Origin of the sequence: Flaviaestuariibacter flavus, assembly GCF_004337505.1 — a bacterium.
Lineage (GTDB): Bacteria > Bacteroidota > Bacteroidia > Chitinophagales > Chitinophagaceae > Flavisolibacter > Flavisolibacter flavus.
This window is the reverse complement of the sequence record NZ_SJZI01000042.1, coordinates 174,404-198,681: the sequence shown is the minus strand read 5'-3', so window position 1 is coordinate 198,681 and position 24,278 is coordinate 174,404. Positions and strand designations below refer to the sequence as shown.

Annotated in this window: 22 protein-coding genes; 13 read left to right on the top strand and 9 right to left on the bottom strand. The window is 59.1% G+C overall.

Annotated features, from left to right (window positions below; translation table 11 throughout):
- The first annotated feature begins 33 nt into the window (after nt 1-33).
- The 3 genes from EPD60_RS08860 to EPD60_RS08850 all read left to right on the top strand — a co-directional run bounded on the left by EPD60_RS08860 (nt 34) and on the right by EPD60_RS08850 (nt 1,840).
- Nucleotides 34-522: an RDD family protein gene (locus EPD60_RS08860; protein ID WP_131448913.1), complete on the top strand. Its 489-nt coding sequence runs from the start codon at nt 34-36 to the stop codon at nt 520-522.
- A 56-nt stretch (nt 523-578) separates the two neighbouring features.
- Nucleotides 579-1,076 carry an RDD family protein gene (locus tag EPD60_RS08855; RefSeq protein WP_131448911.1) on the top strand — a complete coding sequence of 166 codons (498 nt, stop codon included), beginning with the start codon at nt 579-581 and terminating at the stop codon, nt 1,074-1,076.
- 65 nt (nt 1,077-1,141) lie between these two features.
- Nucleotides 1,142-1,840 (top strand): Mut7-C RNAse domain-containing protein, encoded by a 699-nt coding sequence (locus EPD60_RS08850; RefSeq protein ID WP_131448909.1) that lies wholly within the window; start codon nt 1,142-1,144, stop codon nt 1,838-1,840.
- A 65-nt stretch (nt 1,841-1,905) separates the two neighbouring features.
- Here the strand turns inward: EPD60_RS08850 and EPD60_RS08845 are convergent, their stop codons facing one another.
- The 4 genes from EPD60_RS08845 to EPD60_RS08835 form a co-directional block, all read right to left on the bottom strand.
- Entirely contained in the window at nt 1,906-5,259 is a 3,354-nt protein-coding gene (locus tag EPD60_RS08845; protein ID WP_131448907.1) for a methylmalonyl-CoA mutase family protein, read from the bottom strand.
- 294 nt (nt 5,260-5,553) lie between these two features.
- Nucleotides 5,554-8,376 (bottom strand): carbamoyl-phosphate synthase large subunit, encoded by a 2,823-nt coding sequence (gene carB, locus EPD60_RS08840; RefSeq protein WP_131448905.1) that lies wholly within the window; start codon nt 8,374-8,376, stop codon nt 5,554-5,556.
- A 212-nt stretch (nt 8,377-8,588) separates the two neighbouring features.
- Complete coding sequence (locus tag EPD60_RS16960; RefSeq protein WP_165871490.1) at nt 8,589-8,753, bottom strand: hypothetical protein; 165 nt, start codon at nt 8,751-8,753, stop codon at nt 8,589-8,591.
- A gap of 319 nt (nt 8,754-9,072) precedes the next feature.
- Nucleotides 9,073-9,414: a hypothetical protein gene (locus tag EPD60_RS08835; protein WP_131448903.1), complete on the bottom strand. Its 342-nt coding sequence runs from the start codon at nt 9,412-9,414 to the stop codon at nt 9,073-9,075.
- A gap of 382 nt (nt 9,415-9,796) precedes the next feature.
- Between EPD60_RS08835 and EPD60_RS08830 the strand changes: the two genes are divergently transcribed.
- Both EPD60_RS08830 and bcp read left to right on the top strand, forming a co-directional pair.
- Complete coding sequence (locus EPD60_RS08830) at nt 9,797-11,455, top strand: peptidoglycan DD-metalloendopeptidase family protein (protein WP_165871489.1); 1,659 nt, start codon at nt 9,797-9,799, stop codon at nt 11,453-11,455.
- Nucleotides 11,456-11,608: 153 nt separating this feature from the next.
- Complete coding sequence (bcp, locus tag EPD60_RS08825; protein ID WP_131448899.1) at nt 11,609-12,073, top strand: thioredoxin-dependent thiol peroxidase; 465 nt, start codon at nt 11,609-11,611, stop codon at nt 12,071-12,073.
- On the opposite strand, the gene EPD60_RS08820 is transcribed toward bcp, so the two are convergent.
- The gene (locus EPD60_RS08820) at nt 12,070-13,083 is read right to left on the bottom strand and encodes a glycosyltransferase family protein (RefSeq protein ID WP_131448897.1); all 1,014 of its coding nucleotides are present in this window, start codon (nt 13,081-13,083) and stop codon (nt 12,070-12,072) included. The genes bcp and EPD60_RS08820 overlap by 4 nt on opposite strands.
- 160 nt (nt 13,084-13,243) lie before the next feature.
- Between EPD60_RS08820 and EPD60_RS08815 the strand changes: the two genes are divergently transcribed.
- Entirely contained in the window at nt 13,244-13,666 is a 423-nt protein-coding gene (locus EPD60_RS08815; protein WP_131448895.1) for a hypothetical protein, read from the top strand.
- Nucleotides 13,667-13,682: 16 nt separating this feature from the next.
- The gene (locus EPD60_RS08810; RefSeq protein ID WP_131448893.1) at nt 13,683-13,874 is read left to right on the top strand and encodes a hypothetical protein; all 192 of its coding nucleotides are present in this window, start codon (nt 13,683-13,685) and stop codon (nt 13,872-13,874) included.
- Between the two features lie 182 nt (nt 13,875-14,056).
- Here EPD60_RS08810 and EPD60_RS08805 read toward each other — a convergent pair whose 3' ends face one another.
- Nucleotides 14,057-14,833: a biotin--[acetyl-CoA-carboxylase] ligase gene (locus tag EPD60_RS08805; protein WP_165871488.1), complete on the bottom strand. Its 777-nt coding sequence runs from the start codon at nt 14,831-14,833 to the stop codon at nt 14,057-14,059.
- 130 nt (nt 14,834-14,963) lie between these two features.
- On the opposite strand from EPD60_RS08805, the gene rsfS reads away from it, so the two are divergent.
- From rsfS to EPD60_RS08775, 6 genes are all read left to right on the top strand, one after another.
- Entirely contained in the window at nt 14,964-15,326 is a 363-nt protein-coding gene (gene rsfS, locus EPD60_RS08800) for a ribosome silencing factor (protein WP_243647793.1), read from the top strand.
- 52 nt (nt 15,327-15,378) lie between these two features.
- Nucleotides 15,379-17,448: an ATP-dependent zinc metalloprotease FtsH gene (gene ftsH, locus EPD60_RS08795; RefSeq protein WP_131448887.1), complete on the top strand. Its 2,070-nt coding sequence runs from the start codon at nt 15,379-15,381 to the stop codon at nt 17,446-17,448.
- 41 nt (nt 17,449-17,489) lie between these two features.
- Nucleotides 17,490-18,077 (top strand): LutC/YkgG family protein, encoded by a 588-nt coding sequence (locus tag EPD60_RS08790; RefSeq protein ID WP_243647792.1) that lies wholly within the window; start codon nt 17,490-17,492, stop codon nt 18,075-18,077.
- An 8-nt stretch (nt 18,078-18,085) separates the two neighbouring features.
- A complete protein-coding gene (locus EPD60_RS08785; RefSeq protein WP_131448883.1) occupies nt 18,086-18,865 on the top strand; it encodes a UDP-2,3-diacylglucosamine diphosphatase in 780 nt (259 codons plus the stop codon).
- 158 nt (nt 18,866-19,023) lie between these two features.
- Nucleotides 19,024-19,815, top strand: a complete 792-nt coding sequence (locus EPD60_RS08780; protein ID WP_131448881.1) for a hypothetical protein — start codon at nt 19,024-19,026, stop codon at nt 19,813-19,815.
- Between the two features lie 94 nt (nt 19,816-19,909).
- The gene (locus tag EPD60_RS08775; RefSeq protein ID WP_131448879.1) at nt 19,910-20,974 is read left to right on the top strand and encodes a mechanosensitive ion channel family protein; all 1,065 of its coding nucleotides are present in this window, start codon (nt 19,910-19,912) and stop codon (nt 20,972-20,974) included.
- Between the two features lie 66 nt (nt 20,975-21,040).
- Here EPD60_RS08775 and EPD60_RS08770 read toward each other — a convergent pair whose 3' ends face one another.
- From EPD60_RS08770 to EPD60_RS17155, 3 genes are all read right to left on the bottom strand, one after another.
- The gene (locus EPD60_RS08770; protein WP_131448877.1) at nt 21,041-22,849 is read right to left on the bottom strand and encodes an autotransporter outer membrane beta-barrel domain-containing protein; all 1,809 of its coding nucleotides are present in this window, start codon (nt 22,847-22,849) and stop codon (nt 21,041-21,043) included.
- A 95-nt stretch (nt 22,850-22,944) separates the two neighbouring features.
- A complete protein-coding gene (locus tag EPD60_RS08765; RefSeq protein WP_165871487.1) occupies nt 22,945-23,463 on the bottom strand; it encodes a thioredoxin family protein in 519 nt (172 codons plus the stop codon).
- A gap of 158 nt (nt 23,464-23,621) precedes the next feature.
- Nucleotides 23,622-24,251: a MerR family transcriptional regulator gene (locus EPD60_RS17155; protein ID WP_207896575.1), complete on the bottom strand. Its 630-nt coding sequence runs from the start codon at nt 24,249-24,251 to the stop codon at nt 23,622-23,624.
- Between the last annotated feature and the right edge of the window lie 27 nt (nt 24,252-24,278).

The window sequence follows — 24,278 nt, the reverse complement described above, 5'->3', positions numbered from 1 at the left end:
GCGGAGCGCCCGCGATGCTTAATTTTGCAGGCAATGGAACAATACGAAGAGCGGCAGGAAGACCTTTTCACCAATATGGAGCCGGTGCTGGTGCAGGCCGATGCCGGCAAGCGGCTTGTCAACTATATCGTAGACCAGGTGGCCTTTATCGCCTTTGCTGCAATGCTGGGGCTGGTGGCTGGCGTGGCCGGCGGCGACGCCGCGATAGAATTCGTCAAGCGTATCGAGGCGAATTTCATCCTCAATTACCTCACCTCGCAGCTGCTGTACGCCTTTTTCATGGGCAGCCAGGAGGCCCTTTTCCGCGGCAAAACCTTTGGCAAGATGATCACCGGCACCCGTGCCGTTTCGCGCGACGGCGCGCCCCTCTCCACCGACCAGGCCTTTACCCGGGGCATCTGCCGGGCGATACCCCTGAACACCTTGAGCGCGCTGTTCAGCACGCCGCCGCTGCCCTGGCACGACCAGCTGTCGCGCACCGTGGTGATCGACGAAAAGGCTTCGCATTTTCCCGGGAGCTAAAGCACACTCGCCGGCCTCAATAATGTGTTATATTTAGTTCCAAACCAAACCTGTTTATGGAATATACAAACACACCCGAGGCGGCCTATCCCTCCGACATCCTTAGCGAAATCGAGCCGAGACTCGAGCAAGCCTCTGTGGGCAAGCGCTTTCTCAACCTGATCATCGACTTCATTGCGTATTACCTGGTGACATTTTCCGTGAGCATGGTCCTTGCGCTGACGTTGCGCGAACAGTACATCGACTTCCTGGGCAGCATCGGGGAAACAGGTGTTTTCTTCTTCGCCCTCATAATTGATTTCCTATACCTGTCCCTGTCCGAAGCTTTCTGCAACGGCCGCACCCTCGGCAAGCTGTGCACGGGCACCCGCGCCGTGCGCGAAGACGGCGGCAGAATCGGCTTCGGCACCGCGGCCCTGCGTGCGCTCATCCGTTTTGTTCCCTTCGAAGCCCTGAGCATCTTTTTCGGCTCGCGCCTCTGGCACGACTCCTGGTCGAAGACCTATGTGATCGACATCCGGAAGTCGGCCAGCGCGGAAGAAGTCGCTTACTAAGAAAGAAAGTATTAATCACCAGCAATGCCGCCCCGGGGCGGCATTCTTTTTTCTACAGGCTGCCTATGCCCAGCAACGCCCGCTTTCGTTTTTTCGGCCGGCTTGCCGACCTCGCGCCGGCTGCGGCGGGTGCCGCCTATATGTATTCATTCAACGGCACGCCGGCACTTAAGGATGCCATCGAAGCCATGGGCGTACCGCATGTGGAGGTGGGCGTCATTATCGTCAACAGGCAGGATTCGAACCCGGCCGCGCTCCTGCGGGACGGCGATGAGGTGGCGGTGCATCCCGATGACAGCTCTTTTCCAGAGGCTCGCTTTGTGCTCGATGTGCACCTTGGCGGCCTGGCGCGCGCCCTGCGCCTGCTTGGCTTCGATACCCTATACCGCAACGACTACACCGATCCCCAGCTGGCAGCGCTCTCTGATACCGAAGACCGCGCCCTGCTTACCCGCGACGTGGGCCTGCTCAAGCACCGGCGCATCCGGCGCGGCTACTGGCTGCGCTCCCAGCACACCGAAGAGCAGGCGGGGGAGGTGCTGCGCCGCTTTGGACTTGCCGGCGCCATCCAGCCTTTCCGGCGCTGCCTTGCCTGCAACGGACCGATTGCGCCCGTGGCCGAAGAGCAGGTGCGCAAGCTGATACCGCCGCGCGTGCTGGGCTTTCAAAAAGAATTCTACCAGTGCGGCAACTGCAACCGGGTGTATTGGAAGGGCACGCACTATACACGCATGCTCGATTTTATCGAGCGTCTCCGCAAATAAAAAGACGCCCGAAGGCGTCTGTGAAAATCTCAGATCTCAGATGTCAGATCTGAGATCTGAGATACCTACATATTTCTGCGGTACTGTCCGCCTACTTCATACAGCGCGTGCGTGATCTGGCCGAGTGAGCAGTACTTCACCGTCTCCATCAGCTCGGCAAAAAGGTTGCCGTTCTGTACTGCCACCTCTTTCAGGCGTTGCAGCGCAGCGGCGCTCTTGTCTTCGTTGCGCTTCCAGAAGGCCTGCACGTTCTGGATCTGCTGCTCTTTCTCTTCTTTAGTTGAGCGGATCACTTCATTGGGCAGCACCGTGGGCGAGCCATTCTTGCTGAGGAAGGTGTTGACGCCGATCAGCGGCAGCTCGCCGGTATGCTTCTGGTGCTCGTAATAGAGGCTTTCTTCCTGTATCTTATTACGCTGGTACATCCGCTCCATGGCGCCCAGCACGCCCCCGCGCTCGGTGATGCGGTCAAACTCGGCGAGTACTGCAGCTTCCACCAGGTCGGTCAGTTCTTCTATGGCGAAGGAGCCCTGCGTGAAGTTCTCGACCTTGGCCGATCCCAGCTCGCGGTTGATGATCAGCTGGATGGCCATGGCGCGGCGCACGCTTTCCTCGGTGGGCGTCGTGATGGCTTCATCGTATGCGTTCGTATGAAGCGAGTTGCAGTTGTCGTAGATCGCATAAAGCGCCTGCAGCGTGGTGCGGATATCGTTGAAGTCGATCTCCTGCGCGTGCAGCGAGCGGCCCGAGGTCTGGATATGGTACTTAAGCTTCTGCGAGCGGTCGTTACCCTTGTACTTATGCTTCATGGCCTTGGCCCAGATGCGGCGGGCCACACGGCCGATAACGCTGTACTCGGGGTCCATACCGTTGGAGAAGAAGAAGGACAGGTTGGGTGCGAAATCATCGATGTTCATGCCACGGCTCAGGTAGTATTCAACATATGTGAAGCCGTTGGCCAGGGTAAAGGCCAGCTGCGTGATGGGGTTGGCGCCCGCCTCCGCAATGTGGTAGCCCGAGATCGAAACGCTGTAGAAATTGCGCACCTTCTGGTCGATGAAATACTGCTGCACGTCGCCCATCAGCTTGAGCGCAAACTCGGTGGAGAAGATGCAGGTATTCTGCGCCTGGTCTTCCTTGAGGATATCCGCCTGTACCGTGCCGCGCACCTGCTGCAGGGCCTGTGCTTTGAGCTGCTCGTATACTTCTTTCGGAAGCACCTCTTCGCCGCTGAGGCCGAGGAGCTTCAGGCCAAGACCGTCGTTGCCGTGCGGCAGGCGCTCCGGTGACGAAGGATTGTAGTACTGCGGGGGAACGCCGCCCTTATATTTTTCGGCGCTCACGCGCTTTACCTCCTCCCACAGACCGTTCTGGTCGATGTATTTTTCGCACTGCTGGTCGATGGCGGCATTCATGAAAAAGGCCAGGAGCATCGGCGCGGGACCGTTGATGGTCATCGACACCGAGGTTTTCGGGTCGCAGAGATCGAAACCGGAATAGAGCTTCTTGGCATCATCCACCGTGGCGATGCTCACACCCGAGTTACCGATCTTACCATAGATATCGGGACGATACGCCGGGTCTTCGCCATACAGCGTTACCGAGTCGAAAGCGGTGGAAAGCCGCTTCGCAGGCTGGCCTTCCGACACGTAGTGGAAGCGCTTGTTGGTGCGCTCGGGGCCGCCCTCGCCGGCAAACATCCGCGTGGGGTCTTCGCCCTGGCGCTTCAGCTCAAATACACCGGCGGTGTAGGGAAACTCGCCCGGCACACCTTCCTGAAGCTGCCAGCGAAGGATGTCGCCCCAGTCTTTGTATTTGGGAAGCACCACCTTCGGGATACGCGTTCCGCTGAGTGATTTCGTAATGAGGTCCTGGCGGATCACTTTGTCACGCACCTGGTATTCGAAGTAGTCGGCCTCATATTTCTTCTGCACCTCGGGCCACTGCTGCACGAGCTTTTTGCACTCGGGATGCAGTTGCTCTTCGTAGCGCGCCTTCAGCTGCTGCAGCTCGGGGATGGCGCTTACTTCTTTTTCACCGATGATGCCGGTGATCTTATACAGCTGCGAGGCGATGGCGCATTGCTCATCCACCCAGTTGTCGTAGCTGCGGTTGTTCTCCGAAATTTCGGAGAGGTAGCGTACGCGTGCCGGCGGGATGATCTGGCTCTTCGAAGACAACTGGCCGCTGCCTTCGGGTCTTGCTTCGCCGAAGGTCTTGCCGGTCTTCGTTTCGATGGCGGCTACCAGTTTCGCAAACAGTGTGTTCACACCGGGGTCGTTGAACTGTGCGGCGATGGTGCCTACGATCGGCAGCTCTTCGTCCTTGGCGGCCCACAGCTGGTGGTTGCGCTTGAACTGCTTGCGCACGTCGGCGAGCGCGTCGAGGGCGCCGGCCTTGTCGAATTTATTGATGGCGACCACGTCGGCGTAGTCGAGCATATTGATCTTTTCGAGCTGGGAGGCAGCACCGTATTCAGGCGTCATCACGTACAGGCTCACATCGCAGTAGTCGAGAATGGAGGCATCGCTCTGGCCCACGCCGGCACTTTCGAGGATAATGAAGTCAAAGCCCGCGGCGCGGCAGATGTCGAGCGCGTCCTGCACATGCGCGCTGAGCGCCACCTCGGAGTCGCGGGTAGCCAGCGAGCGCATGTAAGCACGGGGCGAGGAGATGGAGTTCATCCGGATGCGGTCGCCGAGGAGGGCGCCGCCCGTCTTTTTCTTGGAAGGATCCACCGAGACCACCGCGATCGTCTTGTCGGAATAGGTGCTGAGATAACGGCGCACGATCTCGTCGGTGACCGACGATTTACCGGCGCCACCGGTACCGGTGATTCCCAATACGGGAGCCTTACCGGCGTCAAGGCTCACGGTTGACGGTTCACGGCTCACGACTCCATTCTCCGCATTGGTAATGAGGCGCGCCACCTGGCGCACATCCTTCAGTTCGCCAAGCGACATCGGCTTGTTATAAACGCCATTGCCGTTGAGGGTAAAATCGCACTGCCTGATCACGTCTTCGATCATCCCTTCAAGGCCCATCTTGCGGCCGTCGTCGGGGCTGTAGATGCGGGTAACGCCATACTGGTGCAGTTCGGCGATCTCCTGGGGCAGGATGGTGCCGCCGCCGCCGCCGAAGATCTTGATATGGCCGCAGCCGTTCTCTTCCAGCAGGTCTTTCATGTATTTGAAAAACTCCACGTGGCCGCCCTGGTACGACGTAATGGCGATGCCCTGGGCGTCTTCCTCGATGGCGCACTCCACGATCTCGTGCACGGAGCGGTTATGGCCGAGGTGGATGATCTCGGCGCCCTTGCTCTGCAGGATGCGGCGCATGATATTAATGGCGGCGTCATGACCATCGAAAAGCGAAGCGGCAGTGACGATACGGATCTTGTTGTTGGGTGTGTAGCTCATAATTGCAAGAATCGCGGCAAAGTTAAGCCAGAAGCGTGAGCCGTGAACTACGTTGCCGCCGTCAGGCGACGGGCGGCAGCCCGTCATTGCGAGCGGAGCGAAGCAAACTCCGCATTTACGCAGAGTGGTAGTATCTGAAAGAAGTTTCGACCTGAAGCTCTTACCGACTACGGTCCGTCTTAAGGTCGGGGAGTTTGCTTCGCTACGCTCGCAATGACGAAGCCCCGCAGCTTCGCTGCGGGGCTTCTGCTCTCGTTCTCATGTTCTCTCTTTCTCTTTTTCTCTCGTTCTCGCCTACCGGCTCAGGTACATGCTCCGGTCCTTGTACAGCTGCCGGAAGTACGGATCGCGCAGGTCCTTGATAAAGCGGATGGCCTCGCCTGTGCTCTTCATCTCCGGGCCGAGCTCCTTGCTCACGTTCGGGAACTTGTTGAACGAGAACACCGGCTCCTTGATGGCATAACCCTGGAGCTTCTTCTCGTAGGTGAAGTCGGTGAGCTTTTTCACGCCCAGCATCACCTTGGTGGCGATGTTGAGGTAAGGAATGCCATAGGCCTTGGCGATAAACGGCGTTGTGCGCGAGGCGCGCGGGTTGGCTTCGATCACGTATACGTTGCCGTCTTTGATGGCAAACTGGATGTTGATGAGTCCTTTGATGTTGAGCGCGCGCGCGATCTTCTCGGCGTGGCTTTCCATGGTGGCCACGGTAAGCGGCGTCAGGTTGAAGGCAGGCAGCACCGCGTTGGAGTCGCCGGAGTGAATGCCGGCAGGCTCGATGTGCTCCATCACGCCCATCACGTGGAAGTTCTCGCCGTCGAAGAGCGCATCGATCTCGGCTTCCTGGCAGCGGTCGAGGAAGTGGTCGATGAGGATCTTGTTGCCGGGAATGTGCTTCAGCAGCGAGATCACGGCCTTTTCCACTTCGTCGTCGTTGATAACGATGCGCATGCGCTGGCCGCCAAGCACGTAGCTGGGACGCACCAGCACCGGGTAGCCCACTTCGTTGGCCACCTGGATGGCTTCGTCCACGTCGGTGGCGGTGCCATATTGCGGGTAGGGAATATCGAGCTCCTTCAGCAGGTCGGAGAAGCGGCCGCGGTCTTCGGCAATGTCCATATTGTCGTAGGAAGTACCGATGATGGGAATGCCTTTCTCATGAAGGCGCTCCGCCAGCTTGAGTGCCGTCTGGCCGCCCAGCTGCACGATAACGCCCGCGGGCTTTTCGTGCTCGATGATCTCCCAGAGGTGCTCCCAGAATACGGGCTCGAAATAAAGCTTGTCGGCGATATCGAAATCGGTAGAAACCGTCTCGGGGTTGCAGTTGACCATGATGGCCTCAAAGCCGCACTCGCGGATGGCCAGCAGGCCGTGCACACAGCAGTAGTCGAACTCGATGCCCTGGCCGATGCGGTTGGGACCCGAGCCGAGCACGATGATCTTTTTCTTGTCGCTTACGATGCTTTCGTTGCCATGACCTTCCTCGAAGGTGCTGTAGAAATACGGGGTCTGCGCCTCGAATTCGGCGGCGCAGGTATCCACCATCTTGAACACGCGGGTAATACCGGCGGCCTTGCGCTTTTCATACACTTCTTCTTCGGAGCCGTCGGTGATGATGCGGGCGATCTGCTCGTCGGAGAAGCCATGCACCTTGGCGCGGCGGAGGAGCTCCTCAGGAATTTCATGAAGCCAGTAGTTGCCCAGCTCCTTCTCGATGTTGACGATCTTCTGGATCTCGTAGAGGAACCACTTGTCGATACGCGTAGCCTTCGAGATGGTATTCACCGACACGCCCAGCATCAGGGCGTCCTTGATGCGGAAGATGCGGTCCCACTTCGGGGTTTTGATGTATTCGATGAGCTCTTCGGCGCGCATGCCGCTCTTGCCGTAATAGCCGAGGCCCACGGCATTGTTCTCGAGGCTCTGGCAGGCCTTCTGGATGGCTTCGGTGAAGGAGCGGCCGATGGCCATCACCTCGCCCACCGATTTCATTTGCAGGCCGAGGGTATCGTCGGCGCCCTTGAACTTATCGAAGTTCCAGCGCGGGATCTTCACGATCACGTAGTCGAGCGCGGGCTCGAAGTAAGCGGAGGTGGTTTTGATAATGGGGTTCTGGAGTTCATCCAGCGTGTAGCCGATGGCCAGCTTGGCCGCGATCTTGGCGATGGGGTATCCCGTGGCTTTGGAGGCGAGGGCGGAGGAGCGGCTCACGCGCGGGTTGATCTCGATGGCAATGATCGACTCCGTCTCCGGGTCGAGGGCAAACTGCACATTGCAGCCGCCGGCGAAGTTGCCGAGGTCGCGCATCATGGCGATGGCGGTGTCGCGCATTAATTGAAAGGCGGTATCCGAAAGGGTCATGGCCGGTGCGACGGTGATGGAGTCGCCGGTGTGCACGCCCATGGGGTCGAAATTCTCCACGGTGCAGATGATCACCACGTTGTCGTTGGCGTCGCGCAGGAGCTCGAGCTCATATTCCTTCCAGCCGAGCACGGCCTGCTCTACCAGCACTTCGTGGATCGGCGATGCCTGCAGGCCACGCTGAAGGGCCTCGTCGAGGTCTTCGGGGCCGTGCACAAAGCCGCCGCCGGTACCGCCGAGGGTGAAGGAGGGGCGGATCACGAGCGGGAAGCCGATCTCCTGGGCGAACTCCTTGCCTTCGAGGAAGGAGTTGGCCGTTTTGGCGGTAGCCACCGGCACGTTCATCCGCAGCATCCACTGGCGGAACTGCTCGCGGTCTTCGGCCTTGTCGATGGCTTTGATGTCCACACCAATCAGGCGCACGCCGTATTTTTCCCACACACCGAGGTCTTCGGCTTCCTTGGCGAGGTTGAGCGCGGTTTGTCCGCCCATGGTAGGCAGCACGGCATCCACCTGGTTTTCCTCGAGTATCTGCTCAATACTTTCCACGGTCAGGGGCAGCAGGTACACCTTGTCGGCCATCATGGGGTCGGTCATGATGGTGGCCGGGTTGGAGTTGATAAGAATCACTTTGATGCCGTCTTCGGCGAGGGAGCGGGCGGCCTGGGTGCCGGAGTAGTCGAATTCGCAGGCCTGGCCGATGACGATGGGGCCTGATCCGATGATCAGGACGGTCTTGATCGAGGAGTCTTTGGGCATTTCTGTTTCGTGGTGGCCACCCCTTTTTCGGTCTTTTTTCGTCCCTTCCGGGCATAAAAAAACCGGGCGGCGGCCCGGGTTGCAAAAGTAGCGGAATGCACGTTAAGAAAATGTGCTAATGTGTGAATGTGTGCATGTGCGAATCACCGGCAGGTGAAAAAGCACCTCAAAACACATACACGCACCAGCACATTAACAAATCAGCCGATTACTTACAGGCCTACTTTGCCCAGCGCGCCGGTAACGCGGTCGAGCGGGAGCTTGCCTGCCAGCTCACGCGCCTTGTCGGCGAGCTGCTGCTTTTTTTCGGGAGTCATTTTCGAGTAGGCGTAATAACCTGCATAGGCGAGGCCCGCCAGGGTGAGGAGTCGTACCATGAACTTTTCTTTTAGTGTTCTACAATAGGGTTAATGGGTGGAGGTAGATAAAATAGCGTGCCGGAAAAAGAATGGGGTAATGGGCGCGCCCGTCCCTTCTCCCTATGGAAGGACGAACAGAGCTCCCCTTGAAACTTTGGTGACATAAGAAAGCGCCGCAGAGCGGCGCTTTCTGTCAACCCCGGGCTTCAGCCTGGGGAACGAAGAATGTGCGTTCCCTTCCCCTTGCGAAGGGGTCGGGGGTGAGGGGCCATCCTTCGACTTCGCTGCGCTCCGCTCAGGATGACAAGCCTTCTGTCAGGCTGAGCGTAGCCGAAGCCTATTCGCCCACATTCCCGGTGTTGCCACCCGCCGCACCCGAGGCCGATGCCGGGGGCGTGCCGGAGGCGTCTTTCTTGCCGAAAAGGTTCTCGAAGTACTCTTCCACCTTGGGCATGTATTCCTTAAAGGCGTCGGCGCCCTTCGTCTGCAGCTCCTTGAAGTAGTCCATGGCCTTGTCTTCGGCGTCCATGGCCGTGTCTTTCAGCTTTTTGGCCTTGTCTTTCAGCGAGGCGGCCAGCTTTTCCTTCTCCTCGTCGCTCATATTGGCGTACTTGTAGGCGCCGAAGGCCGCGGCCGCGCCAAGCAGGAAGGTGGCGAGATGCTTGTTGTTGACACTCATAACGGGTTGTTTTTTACAGATGGGATACAATAATTATTCCCGCAGCAACCCTCCAGGCGCGGCTGGCCCCGGGCCCCGGGGGCAACATCCTGGCAATGGGTGCGGCTACCGCTCCACCGTTCTTCCATGGCCCCGGCAACCGTTGCGGCTTCCCGCCGGCGCTTTTCCGACGGGGTGGCAACCTTCAACGACAGCGTCTCGCCGGATGGGCGACAGGGGAGCACCAGCTGTTGCCGACGCCCTGCCCTCGTCGGGCCGGCCAGCCGCGGCCGCGGAACGCCTGCCGGAAAATTTCCGGTGCTTCTGTTAAATGCTGGCGCCCTTCGTCGCACCTTCCTTTCTTTGCCGGTACGAAGATTGTTCCCCAGAAGCCCAAGAACGCATGATGATCCGAAAGACACTACTCGCAGGTACCCTCTTTTTCTCGCTGGCAGCCGCGGCCCAGGACTATCCCAAGGGCTATTTCCGCAACCCGCTCGACATCCCCATGCAGCTGGTGGCCAACTTCGGCGAGATCCGCAGCAACCACTGGCATATGGGGCTCGACATCCGCACCCAGCAGCGCGTGAACCTGCCGGTGTATGCCGCCGCAGAAGGCTATATCGCCCGCGTGTCGGTGGAGCCGGGCGGCTTCGGGCAGGCCATTTATATCAACCACCCCAACGGCTACACCACCCTCTACGCCCACATGAACGGCTTTTACCCGGAGCTGGCCCAGTGGGTAAAATCCGAGCAATACCGCACCGAGAGCTGGGAAGGCGATTTCTATCCGCAGCCGGGGCAGTTCCCGGTAAACAAAAGCAGCTACATCGGTCTAAGCGGCTCCACCGGCGCCTCGCAGGGGCCGCACGTACACTTCGAAATTCGAGATACGAAGACCGAGAACTGCCTCAACCCGCTGCTCTTCGGCATGCCCATCGCCGACGCCGTGCCGCCCGCGGTGGGCCGCATCGCCCTCTACGACCGCAGCCGCAGCACCTGGGCGCAGGCGCCCCAGCTGGTGAGCGCCGGCAGCACCGTGCGCGTCGGGTCGCGCCGCATCTCCTTCGCCATCGGCACCACCGACTGCCTCAGCGGCTCCAACAATCCCAACGGCACCTACGCCGCGCGCCTGCTGGTAGACGGCACGCCCGTATCGGAGTTTGCGCTCAACGATATCTCTTACAACGAAACGCGCCTCATCAACGCACAGCTCGACTACCGCTACAAATCGGGCGGTGGCGCCGACCTGCAGCACCTGAGCCCGCTGCCGGGCGCCGCAGCGGTGGCCTATAAAACTTACAACGGCGATGGCACCGTGCACCTCGACGACGAAGCGGTGCACGATATCGCCATCGAAGCCTGGGACGCCAACGGCAACAAAACGCGGCGGACCCTGCGCGTGCAGTACGACCCCGCGCTGGCGCGCAGCAGTGAAACAACAGCAGGTGAGCGCCTCCTGCCCAATAACGTGAACGTGTTTGAGCGGCCCGACTTCGAGCTGTATACCACCGAGCGCACCGTGTACGATACGGTTGCCATCAACTGGAGCAGCGTGGACGCCTTTGCGGCCGGCGTGGCTTCGCCGGTGCATACGTTTTTGGGCGCATCGATCCCCGCGCACGACTCGGTAACGATCCGCATCCGCCCGGCGGCAACGCTCAGCGCCGCGCAGCGCGACCGCACCGTGATGCGCAACAAGTATGGAAGCCGCACCTACGTGCAGCGCACCCGCTGGAACGGCGGCTGGGCGATGGCCCGCTTCCGGCAGTTCGGCTCCTACCAGCTGCTGGTAGACAATGAGCCGCCCACCGTCAACACACCGCCGGCAAGCCTGCGGGGCCGCGCCTCGCTGGTGTTCACCCCGCGCGACAACTACGACGCCATCCGCTCCTTCCGCCTCGAGGTGGACGGAAAGTGGCTCCGCTGCTCCAACGACAAGGGCAAAAGCTGGATCTATAGTTTCGATGAGCACTTCCCCGAAGGCACCCACGAGCTGAAGGCGACGGTGGAAGATGAAGCAGGGAATGTGACGGTGAAGACGTGGACGGTGACGCGATAGTGTGCTAGTGTGCTAGTGTGCTAATGTGCTAATGTGCTAATGCGGTAATGTGGTAATAAGAACAAGAGAGCCGGTGATCAATGAGCATCCGCAAGCTTACATTTGCCGCATTCCAAATCAGACATCCGACATCGGACATCATTAAATTCCCTCATGGCTACTCATCTCCAGGCCGGCGACAAAGCGCCTTCCTTCACCGGCATCGACCAGGACGGCAACAAGATCTCCCTCTCCGATTTCAAGGGACAGAAAGTGGTACTGTATTTCTACCCGGCCGACGACACGCCGGTGTGCACGGTACAGAGCTGCAACCTGCGCGACAATTATGGCCTGCTGAAGCAGCACGGCTTCCAGGTGATCGGGGTAAGCCCCGACGACAGCGCGAGTCATAAGAAGTTCGTGCAGAAGTTCGGCCTCCCCTTTCCGCTCGTGGCCGATCCGAAGCGCGCCATCATTGAAAAGTACGGCGTGTGGGGCGAGAAGAACATGTACGGCAACCTGGTGATCGGGCTGCACCGCACCACCTTTGTAATTGATGAAAAAGGCGTCATCACAAAAATCTTCACCCGTCCCCGCAACAAGCAGCACGCCGAGGAAATAATCAAGCATACGGCCTAAGCCGCCGCTTCTTCCGGCTTCCGCAGCAGACCGTGCAGGAAGAGCCCGAACCGCGTCCAGCTGTGGGCTTCCGTGTACTGCCGCAATTGCCCGCCGTCAACCTGCCGCCCGCCCAGCTGCTCCAGCAGTGCGCCCAGTTCTGAAAGCGACGTGTAGGTGTAAATAAGCCCGCGGCGGCCCAGCTCCTCGAAGGCCCCGATGGCGGGCCCGATGACCGTTTTTCCGCAGGATAGCGTTTTACTCAGCGCCCCCGAGCTGAGCACCGACGCGGAATTATAGCAAAACAACACGTAGCGGCATTGGCCCATCAGCACCCGCAGCTCCGGCTCGCTGATCACCTCGTTGCGCAGGGTGATGTTGGGGTGCGCGGCGGCAGCCACCTCGCGGTAAAGCGCGTCCGACGAAAAGCGCCCGGCGATCAGCACCTTGCGGTGCCGCAGCACGGGATCGGCGGCATGGTGGCGCACAAATTCAGCTACGCCCTTATAGGGGCTGACGGCGCCCCAGATCAACAGGTCCCACCCGGGTTGGGCCGCCTGCGGCACCGGCTGCCAGGGCGACACCGGATGATCGAAAAACGACATACGGGCCACCCGCGGTGCCAGGTGCGCACTCCGCGAATGGCAAAGAATGGTATCGGAAAAACGGGCCATCACGCGCTCGGTCACCTTCTTTGCCCACCAGTTGCTGCGGCGGTGCGAGGTGTTGTTGTGCACGCACCATACCGTTTGGATGCCCCGCAGCCGGCACCACAGCAGGATCAGCGGCAACAGCGTAAGCTGCAGGTAGCCGAGGCGCCGGTCGGCCAGGTCGTCAATCCAGTTGAAGTAAACTATGTCGGTGCGGGGCAGCTTGCGCAGTACATCCAGCAGACCCAGGCGCGTTGGCCCGTTGACTACTTCAAAGGGCCCGGAAAGACAGTCGCGCACCCGCAGGATATAATCGTTGGCGCCGGGCTCGAACATGCACTGGGCAATGGGGTAGAGGTAAATCCGTTTGGGACGCGGCATTGTTCGGTGTTTAGGATTGACGGGAAAAGGCTCCCGGAAGCACCGCAAATAATGCGCCCCTTTGCGGCCCGTGCCATCCAACAAAAGCAGCGGCGGAACGAGCGATGAGCTGGTATAAACCGGCACGTTTTTGTGAACGACAGGGTATAAACCCTGACCTATGCGAAAACTCCTCCTACTGGCCCTGGTGGCCACCATCGGCTGCTCGCGCGAGAACTCGCGCTCCGAGCTCATGGCCGAAACGGCAGCGGCGCCCGCACCCATCAAAGACCCCGCGGCCCTCGTGGGCAGCTGGCAGCGCTTCGAAACTTTCCGCGACCCCGGCGATGGCAGCGGCACCTGGCAGCCTGTTACCGGCGACGACATCACCCGCGTCACATTTGGCGCCGGCGGTGAGTTCACCGCGAGCAGCAACAGCAGCCTCGCTCCGTATACCCGCTACACGCCCAACTCCGGTCGCGAGCTCCGCCTCTTCGGCGGTCATGGCGACTCGCTCACGGTGTTCTTCGAAACCGACGGGCAGGTGCTGCAGCTCATTAAGGAAGCCCGCGAAACGGCCATGGACCGCTACCGGAAGTTGTGACCGTCGCGATGCAACGTTGGCGCCCCCGCCGCTGTCAGCCAGGTATGAAACATCTTCTTGCCTCCCTGCTCCTCCAGGCGATGGCTACCTCCGCTTTACCACCACGAGCGGGGGCCATTTCGATGCGCGCTACCGCATCAGCGGCCAGCAGCTGGAGCTGCGCTATGCCTGCATCGAGCCCTGCGGTGACCGCTTTGTGAAAGAATAATTGGGATATTTGCCGGCAGGGCCGGCACGCTCGCCGGCGTGCAAAACTCTGTGGGCTTGTAGCGCCCGGCCCTGGAACATCGTGCGGACCTGTAGGTCATTCTCCCAAAACTGTAATCGAAGAACACGCTCAGTGAGCTCTGCGAAACGCTCCGGCGTCCTTTGCGAGCAATCCTCCCCTACTCAAAACACCCACTCCACTTCACCTACGGCAAACTCTTCCTCTACACCATGCCGCACGCGTAGTAACCCATCCTCCGTAACGCCTAGCACCTCGGCCGCAAACACGCGGCTGTCCTTCCGCAGGCGAACGATTTCGCCGCGCCCGAAGAGCACCGCGTGGTAATCGGCTGCAACAGAGTCGGGGCTGGCCGATAGCTGGTTTAAAGAGTCCTCGATCGAAGCGCACAGCTCCAGTGCCAGCGTGCGCACGTCCCACTGGCGCCCGGTGATTTGCCGCAGCGATACGGCCCGCGGCGCATCCGGCCCGAAATCAGTCTGGTTGATGTTGATACCGAGCCCGGCCACGGCCCATTTCCACTGATCACCCGCCAGGATGTTCTCGATCAGGATGCCGCCTGCCTTTCTGTCACGCCAATAAAGATCGTTGGGCCATTTAACAAAAGTTTCTTCGCCGGCATGGCGGGCGAAAAAGCGTTGCGCGCCCAGTGCCACGGCCATGGAAAAGCGAAAGGCGCCGGCAGCGGTGAGCCGCACCGGCGGGGGTTGCAACCCGAGCCCGGCCGGTGCCAGCAGGAGGCTCATGGTTATGTTGGCGCCGGGCGCCCCCTCCCAGGCCTTGTGCCGCTGTCCTTTACCTTTGGTTTGATGGGCTGCCAGCACGGCTGTACCGTGCTCCGCCATACCCGCATGCGCCAGGCCGGTGGCATAGTTGTTGGTGCTGTCTACCTGAGTCAGTTCGATGAATGGAGTGCCGATGCGCTTCGGTCCGGGGGACAATTTTGCCGTATTTTTGGCGAAACTATTCAAACTCCCCGGCGTACCTTTCGTACTGCCGCATTTTTTTATTTAACCACAAAAGGATTCGTATTTGGAACAAATAGCAGCCCTGGCAAACCGGAAAAAAAACGTGACCCGACTGACCCGAAACTCCAAGATCTTCAAAACCATCATAAAGGCAATCCAGGAGAAAAAAGGCGAGAACATCATCTCCCTCGATCTCCGCAAAATAGATGAGGCGGTAGCCGATTTCTTCATCATTTGCGAGGGCACCAGCGGCCCGCAGGTACGTGCTATTGCCGACAGCATCGAAGACGAGGTGAAGCAGGAGTGCGGCGAAAACGTGTACCACCAGGAAGGCCGCCAGAACCTGCAGTGGGTGCTGCTCGACTTTGTGAACATCGTGGTGCACGTGATGAATCCGGAAACCCGCAAGTTCTACCGCCTGGAAGAAATGTGGAGCGATGCCGTGCTGCAGGAGCATGCTTCCTGAGCGAACCCAACGACGATTAACGAATCAAGAGAAGATCCTTTACAATTGAACCATGGCACAAGAACCGTATAATAAGGACAGCAAGAACCGCATTCCCCGCCTGCCCGGACGCCCCGGCGGCCCCAACGACAACACACCCCGCAAAGGCCCCCGCTTCAGCATCTACTGGGTCTATGCACTCATCCTCGCCCTCGTCATCGGCTTTAACTTCCTGAGTCCTTCCTTCAGCTCCAACGGCCGGGTTACGCTCGACCAGTTCAAGGTGATGGTGGCCAAAGGTCAGGTGGATAAGTACGTGGTGGTCAACAACCGCGATATGGTGCGGGTGTGGCTGAAAAAAGACGCCATCCCCGAATACGTGAAAGGCCGCGTGAGCGAAGAAGGCCCGCACGTATACTTCAAAACCGCTTCCAACGAGAACGTCCGCAAGGAACTCGAGGAATATTACACCGCAGCCAAGATCCCCGAAGCCAACCGTCCGAAGTCGGACGTTGAAAACGAAACGAACTGGCTGCAGCCCTTCACCTCCTTCGTGCTGCCCGTGCTCCTCTTCATCGGCATCTGGATCCTCCTGATGCGCAAGATGGGCGGCGGCGCCGGCACCGGCGGCGGCCCCGGCGGCATCTTCAACATCGGCAAAAGCAAAGCCACCCTGTTTGAAAAAGGCACGCGTGTCAACATCACCTTTGCCGACGTGGCCGGCCTCGATGAAGCCAAGGTGGAAGTGATGGAGATCGTCGACTTCCTCCGCAACCCCAAAAAATATACGTCCCTCGGCGGTAAGATCCCCAAGGGCGCCCTGCTCGTAGGCCCTCCGGGTACGGGCAAGACCCTGCTCGCCAAGGCCATGGCCGGCGAGGCACAGGTGCCCTTCTTCTCGCTGTCGGGCTCCGACTTCGTGGAAATGTTCGTGGGCGTGGGTGCCTCCCGCGTGCGCGACCTCTTCCGCCAGGCCCGGGAGAAAGCACCCTGCGTCATCTTTATCGATGAGATCGACGCCATCGGCCGCGCCCGCGGCAAGAACATGATGATGTCGAACGACGAGCGCGAGTCGACCCTCAACCAGCTGCTGGTGGAGATGGACGGCTTCGGTACCGACTCCGGCATTATCGTGCTGGCTGCCACCAACCGCCCCGACGTGCTCGACACGGCCCTGCTCCGCCCCGGCCGCTTCGACCGCCAGGTGTCGATCGACAAACCCGACGTAAAAGGCCGCGAAGCGATCTTCAAAGTGCACCTGAAGCCCATCAAGGTTTCGGAAAAGGTTGACATCCACAAGCTGGCTGAGCAGACACCCGGTTTTGCCGGCGCCGACATCGCCAACGTGTGCAACGAAGCCGCGCTCATCGCCGCCCGCAAAGGCAAGAACGCCGTGGATATGGGCGACTTCCAGGACGCCGTTGACCGCGTGATCGGCGGCCTTGAGAAGAAGAACAAGATCATCTCCCCCGAAGAAAAGCGCATCATCGCCTACCACGAGGCCGGCCACGCCATCTGCGGCTGGTACCTCGAGCACGCTTACCCGCTGCTGAAGGTGACGATTGTACCCCGCGGCACCGCGGCCCTCGGCTATGCCCAGTATACGCCCAAAGAGCAATACCTCTACAATACCGACCAGCTGGGCGACCAGATCTGCATGACGCTCGGCGGACGCGCCTCGGAAGAAATCTTCTTCGGCAAGATCTCCACCGGCGCCCAGAACGACCTCCAGCAGATCACCCGTATCGCCTACTCGATGGTGAGCATCTACGGTATGAACCCGAAGGTGGGCAACGTTTCCTTCTACGACCCGCAGAACGAAGGCTCCTTCCAGAAGCCGTACTCGGATGAGACCGCCAAGATCATCGACGAGGAAGTGCGCAAGCTGATCGACGAGGCTTACGTGCGCACGAAAAACCTGCTTACCGAAAAGAAGGGCGACGTGGAAAAGCTTGCCGAGGCCCTGCTCGACAAGGAAGTGCTCTTCCAGAGCGACGTGGAGTCCCTCATCGGCCCCCGCCCCTTTGAAGTGCACAAGCCCATCGCCGACGAAGGCATCGAAAGCGCTCCCGAAGGAGGCATCTCGGAAGGCGTTCCGCCCTACGATCCGGGTATTATGAACCAGCAACCCACGTCCAAATGAGTGGCTCGAAAAACAATATTTTCAAGAAAATCCGATTGGCGTTGACACACTCAACGCCAATTCCTTTTCCGAAAAGCGAAGGCAATGACCCGGTGGTGCAGCCCCGGCCCGACGACGATATCGTAGTCACCTTTGCTGAAGAATTCACCAAGCTGCAGGGGAAATTCGCTTTTTGTCTTAACGAAACGGAGCTCTACGTTCAGCTCGAAGCCCTGCGTAAAAAGCAGGAGTGGACCAGGATCTATACCTCCGAGCAAAAGTGGCGCGGCTTGGTTCCGGAGCAGTTCTGGACCGACGACATCGTGACCTGCGACGCCTCGATTACCGATTGCGAAGCGCTCGTGGCGCGCACCGGCACCATCGTGCTGAGCGCGCGCAACGGCGGCCGCATCCCTTCGGTATACGCGCCGGTGCACGTGTGCGTGGCCTATGCTTCGCAGCTGGTGTATGACCTCGGCGACGCCATTGCCCTGTTGCAGAAGCGCTACGAGGGCCGCCTGCCATCACAGATCTCCTTCGCGACCGGCCCCAGCCGCACCGCGGATATTGAAAAAACACTGGTGACCGGCGTCCACGGCCCCAAGGAGGTTTACCTCTTCCTGGTTGACGATCTCGGCGCATCTTCTTAACCTTGCGCATGCAACTGCCTCCCGGGAAAAAAGTTTATTTCCTGTCTGACTTCCACCTGGGCGCCCCCGACCCGGCGCGCAGCCTCGAGCGCGAGCGCCTCATCGTGCGCTTTCTCGACGAAGCCCGGCACGACGCGGCGGCCATCTTCATCGTCGGCGATGTCTTCGACTTCTGGTACGAATACAAGCACGTGGTGCCCAAGGGCTACACCCGCCTGCTGGGCAAGTGGGCCGAGATCACCGACAGCGGCATCCCCGTTCACTTCTTCGTCGGTAACCACGATATGTGGATGCGCGACTATTTCCAGAAAGAGCTCAACACTCCCGTGTATTACGGCCCTACGGAATTCACCTTCAACGACCGGCTCTTCCACGTAGCGCACGGAGACGGGCTCGGTCCCGGCGACCACGGCTATAAGGCCCTCAAGAAGCTGTTCCGCAACCCGGTGGCCCAATGGTGCTTCGGCATCCTGCCTCCGCGAATCGGCATCGGACTCGCCGACTACTTCAGCCGCAAAAGTCGCGGCGGCGAGCACGCCGAAGAGGTCTTCCACGGCGCCGAAAACGAATGGCTCATCACCTACAGTAAGGAGGTGCTGCAGCAAAAAAAAGTGGACTATTTCATCTTTGGCCATAGACACCTGCCCATCGATTATCGTCTATCTGAAGAAAGCCGCTATGTCAACCTCGGCGATTGGGTGATCTATTTTACCTACGCGGTGTTTGACGGAAGCGAGCTGACACTGAAATCGTATACCGGCATGGATCATAAAATTGTAAGAGGATGACAGCGCGCGAAGCCGACGGCCGGAGGCCGTCATCGCGGGCAAAGCGAAGCAAACTCCCCGATCTTATGACGGATCGGAGGAAAAAGGGCTTAAGCTCCAGGCTTTTTCATGCTTCAATCCCTCTGCGTAAATGGGTGGTTTGCTTCGCTGCGCTCGCGATGACCTTGTCGTTGCTGTTCGCATCGGCAAATGCAAAAGCCCAGGATTCCTTCCGGCTGCTAAGAACCGTCCCGGTAGCCGCCACCGACTTCGCCGTTGACCAGCTCGACAACCTGTACCTGCTTACCCCGGGCGGGCTCCTGAAAAAGTACGGCCCTGCCGGCGACTCGATCGCGGTGTTCAACAACGTGCGCCGCTTTGGCCGCATCGAAGGCCTTGACGTCAGCAACCCCCTGCGGCCGCTGCTTTTCTACAAGGATTTCTCTACCGTTGTGCTGCTTGATCGCTTTCTCGCGCAGAAGTCGGTGCTCGACCTGCGCCGCCAGGGCATCGCCCAGGCTTCCGCCGCAGCCACTTCCTACGACAACAATATCTGGGTATTTGACGCCGTGGAAAACAAGCTCAAAAAGCTCGATGAGAGCGGCCGCCAGCTGCAAAGCACGCCCGACCTGCGCCAGCTGCTCGGCTACCCTTTTCAGCCCGAAAAGATCGTTGACCAGGATAACTCGGTTTATCTCTTCGACCCGAAGGCCGGTGTGCTGCGCTTCGATTACTACGGCACGCTGCAGAAAAAATTCCCGGCACAAAGCTGGCGCTCCTTCCAGGTGCTTGACCGCCAGCTCGTTGGTGTGAGCGAAGGCGCGCTCGTGCTTTTCAACACGGGCACCTACCTCCAGCGGCAATACCAGTTCCCCTCCTCCTTCGGCGGCTTCCAACGTTATCTCGTCGGCAACGGCAAACTGTTCGCCCTTGGAAAAGATTCGGTTTCTATTTACCGTATTGGTTATTGATGCCGCGTAAGGCCCGGTCTATTAGTTAATTGGTCTATTGGTAACCGCATTACCGCATTACCGCATTACCGCATTACCGCATTAGCTTTGCGCCATGCGTGAGTTTTTTCATTACGTCATTGGGAACAACACTATCGGCGCGTACCTCTGGACACTCGGCATCATCCTGTTCGTTTTCTTCCTGAAAAAGGTGTTTTCACGCACCATTGCCTCACTGCTGTGCCGCGCCTTTTCGCGCATCTGGCCCAACTTCGACACCAAAACATTCGTTGACCTGGTGATCCCGCCGCTCGGCATCTTCCTCGTCATTACGGTTTCGATCGTTACCCTGTACCGCCTGCATTTCCCGCAGCAGCTCGACATCGAATTGTATAAATACAAGTTGCACTCGGTGCTGCTGGCGCTTGCCATCCTGCTCCAGATCGGGGCCTTTATCTGGCTCATCCTGCGCAGCATCGACTTCATCGCGGTGCTGTTGCAGCAGCAACGCGCGGGGCAGCCGGCGCAGAGCGAATACCAGCTCATCGTGTTCTTCCGCGACTTTCTCAAGGTCATCGTCATCATCGTGGGCGGCATGCTCATCCTGCGCTTTTCCTTCGGGTACAACATCAGCACGCTGCTTACGGGACTTTCGATCGTGGGTGCGGCCATTGCCCTCGCCCTGCGGGAAAGCCTCGAAAACCTCATCGCCTCCTTTGTCATTTTTTTCGACAAGCCTTTTACGATCGGCGACTTCGTGAAAGTGCAAACTGTTGCCGGAAACGTGGAGCGCATCGGCCTGCGCAGCACCCGCATCCGCACCGCCGACAAAAGCTATGTGACCGTGCCCAATAAACAGATGGTGGATTCCATCCTCGACAACGTTTCCCTCCGCACGCAGCTGCGCGGCTTCACCGAGCTTAACCTGCACGTGCATACCCCGCCCGCCCGCGCCGAACAGTTGCTGCAGGACCTGCGCGGCTTCCTGAAAGAACAGGCAGACGTGCAGAACTTCACGGTAGCTCTCAGCGATATCCGTCCCAACACCATCGTAGCTACGGTTGAGTATTTCACCAGGGCGATCCCCAACGACCGGTTTGTGGCGCTGCGTCAGTCGGTTAACTTCTTTGTGCTCCGGCGCATGGAGGAACTCGGCATCCAGATCGCGGTGCAGCCCTGAGCGACAACCATAAAAAAAGATCCCGCTCCATGGAGCGGGATCTTTTTTTATGGGAGGCTGAATTCCTTAAAGCTTTACGAAGCGCAGGTTCAGCTTGCCGCCCTTCGACGACACGCCGGTGATATTGTAAGCACCGGCCTGGAGGCTACCCAGTTGCAGGGGCAGGAAGTTCTCGCCAGCCTGTGCCTGCTGGGTGAAGTTGCGCACGGTGCGTCCGGCGGCATCGGTGATGGTCCAGCGGATGCTCATAACCTGGCGCGATACCACGCGGAGGCGGGCCTCTTCGCGAACGGTACTGGGCCACAGGGCCGAAGAGATCACTTCTGCATTTACCGAAGCGATGGCATTGGCTACAACCGTGAATTCATCGGCGCCGATATCCGGTGTCGTCGCGTTGCGAACATCACCGTCGTAGTCAACCGTAACGGAAGGCAGGGGTGTTCCTTTGTTGTCGATTGCCGAGTTTGCTGCAACGGGCTGCAGGTGGAGGTCGGTTGCCGATACGAACAGCGGGTCAACGCTGATGGAGTTGGCGTCCTGCCCGGTGGCAGTCTGCCAGGCGGCCAGCGTAGCATAATCGGTACTGCCGCTGGTATTACCACGGCTGGCGAGTACATTGTTCGCGTTGCCGGCGCTGTACAGCAGGTTGTAGTTGGACGAAACCGCGATATTGCTCGTAGTAGGCGAGGTGAGCAGGATTGCATACTGCTTACCGGTGCCCGAGGAGGTGCGGCGGTTCACGAAGATGTTGTTGCGTAAGATGTCGTTGGTGCTGGTATAGTTCTTCAGGAAGGCAAAGGAGCCGTTCGCATTAGCAGCCGTTCCGGTGATCAGTACCGTGTTGTTATAGATGTTGACAGTGGTGCCGTCCGACTCCTGGGCGATGCCGCGGAGCGAAGTGGCGGCAGCGTTGTCGAGCAGGATCATATTGTTGACAAGCGTCGCGGAGGTAACGTCAAACAGGTCGATACCCACCACTCCCAGCGAAGTGCTGCCGGGGGCAGGGGTGTTGTTCTTCAGATCGTGGATGTAGTTGCGGGAAATGGTCATGTTGGTAATGCCCGAGACGTAATTGGTCTGGATGCCGAAAACATTGCCTACGCCTGCTACGGTCTGGAAGATCTCGTTGCGCTCGATCAGGGTGTTGTTGGAGTAGCCGAGACCGCCGTTGCCATCCAGGAAGCCGTAGGTAGAAAAGTCGAAGACCCGGTTGTTGCGGTAGATGTTATTGCTGTTGGGCTTGCCCGAGGTACCGGTGTTATAAACCCCGATCAGCGGCATACGCAACGTGGAGCCGCGGGTGATGTCGTTGTTCTCGAAGAGGTTGTTGTTGTTTCCGGTAGCCGCGGTAGAGGTGGAAACCGTAAGCACGCCGAAACCGTTGGGAGAACCCTTCAGTACCGTGTTACGGACGATGTTGTTGCTGGAACCACCTGCGACCCGGATCGCGGCGTTCAGCGTATCGGCGTTGAAGATGGTCAGGTCCTTGGTAGTGCCGCCAACCGTGTTGGAGCCGTCGATGGTGACATTGGTGGCGCCCACCAGCTCGATCAGGGGCGTGATAAAGTTCGCGGAAGCGGAAGTGATCACCGGGTTGGTGCCCGCTGCGGGCTTGATGAGCACCGAGGTGTAAGACGCCGCGCCGCTGCTGGGCCCGAGGCTGTCTTTTACGGCTTCGGTGGTGTTGCCGGAGATGGTGATCGTGATGGCGCCCTTATGGGTTCCGTTGTTGATCGCGTCGAAAGCGCCTTTCAGGGTGGTGTAGGTGCCGGTAGCGGTGCCAACAGTGGCCGCTACGCTAACCTGCGCTCCGGCCGAAAGCCCGGCGAGCACACAGCATAAAACGGCAAGAAATCTGGAGTAAAATTTTTGCATATCGGAGGTTTTGGGTAAAAAAGATTCCGACGAAGTTAAGTGCAGTCGCAAAAAAAAGACGCCCGTTGGGCGCCTTTCCTGATTTTGCAGAGCAACTATTTCTTAAAAGCTTCATTTACAATAGTCCCGATCTCACGCTCCGGTAGCCCGGTTTTGCCGAACTCGACAATACGGCCGACCTCCTTCCCGTTCTTCAAAACGATAAAAGTGGGCACGCTGGTGACGCCGAAGATCTCCGACAGGTGCTGGATCGTCTTTTTCTGACGGTCAACCCCCAGCAGCGTCACATGATCCTCGGGCAGGCCTGCGGCCTGGAAGGTAGCCATCATTTTGGGCAGGATCTGGTGGGTGTCCTCACACCAGGTGCCGCCAAAGGCAAGAATATAGACGTCGTTCTTATACTTGGTAAGGGTCGCCAGCGCTTCCGGATTGGGCGCAAAGCTCTTGATGCCGCTGCCGTACCAGGCAAAGGCCGTATCGGTGGCCAACATTTCTTTCGGGATAAAGCCCTTGAGCACTTTCGATCCGTTTTCGGCGTCACGGCTAACCTCGGGCGCCTGGGCAAAAGCGGCCGTGGCGGCCAGCAGCGAAAAGGCGAGCAGGAATGTTTTCATGATTAGTCTACCGGTTTTGTCAAATATAGGACGCGGTCGCTTGCGGCCCGGTTGCATGCTGTGAAGAATGTGCTAAGAGTTTGCTAGTGAGCTAGTCTGCTGGTGGGCTAGTGAATGTCGGTAACGACAAAGTACTAGCAAACTCCCCCACTAGCACACTATAACTGCGCTTTCAGCTCCACCAGGAACTTGCGCACACGCTGCAGCGACTGGATAAGCTCGTAGCGCTGATCGGCGCCCTTGTTTTTACGAAGGAAGTCGCGCGCACCGTCGATGGTGAACTTACGGCGGCGCAGCAGGTCGTGAATGAGCTGCACGGTGCGGATGTCCTGCGGGGTGAAAAAGCGGTCGCCCTTGCGGTTCTTGCGCAGCTGCATGCCAAAGGCACTCTCCCAGTAGCGCAGCAACGAGGCGTTGACCCCGAACATGGCGGCCACCTCCGTGATTCCGTAATACTGCTTCTTATTGAGCTCTTCGTCGGGCGGCACCTGCACATTAGCTACTTCTTCGGCCATTGCTTTCTGGCTTTTGCGCCCGCGCTTGCTCCTGGCTCGCGGCGCCTCGCCCGCAACGGGCGCCCCGGAAAGAAACTCCGAAGGGATGTCCAGCGTGGGCAACTCGATCGGCTCCGGGAAATGCACCTCCGGCGTTTCTTCGGAATCCGCGATCGGGAGCGGCGCATCGGCCAGCTGCTCCGGCGCCGGCGCATCACTACCCGGTGGTTGCTCCGCGGGCTTTTCAGGCTCCCCGAAGAAATCAAAGGCAAACTGGAATTGGTCCTTATCCATCGGAGACAAAGATACGGGCGCGGGCCA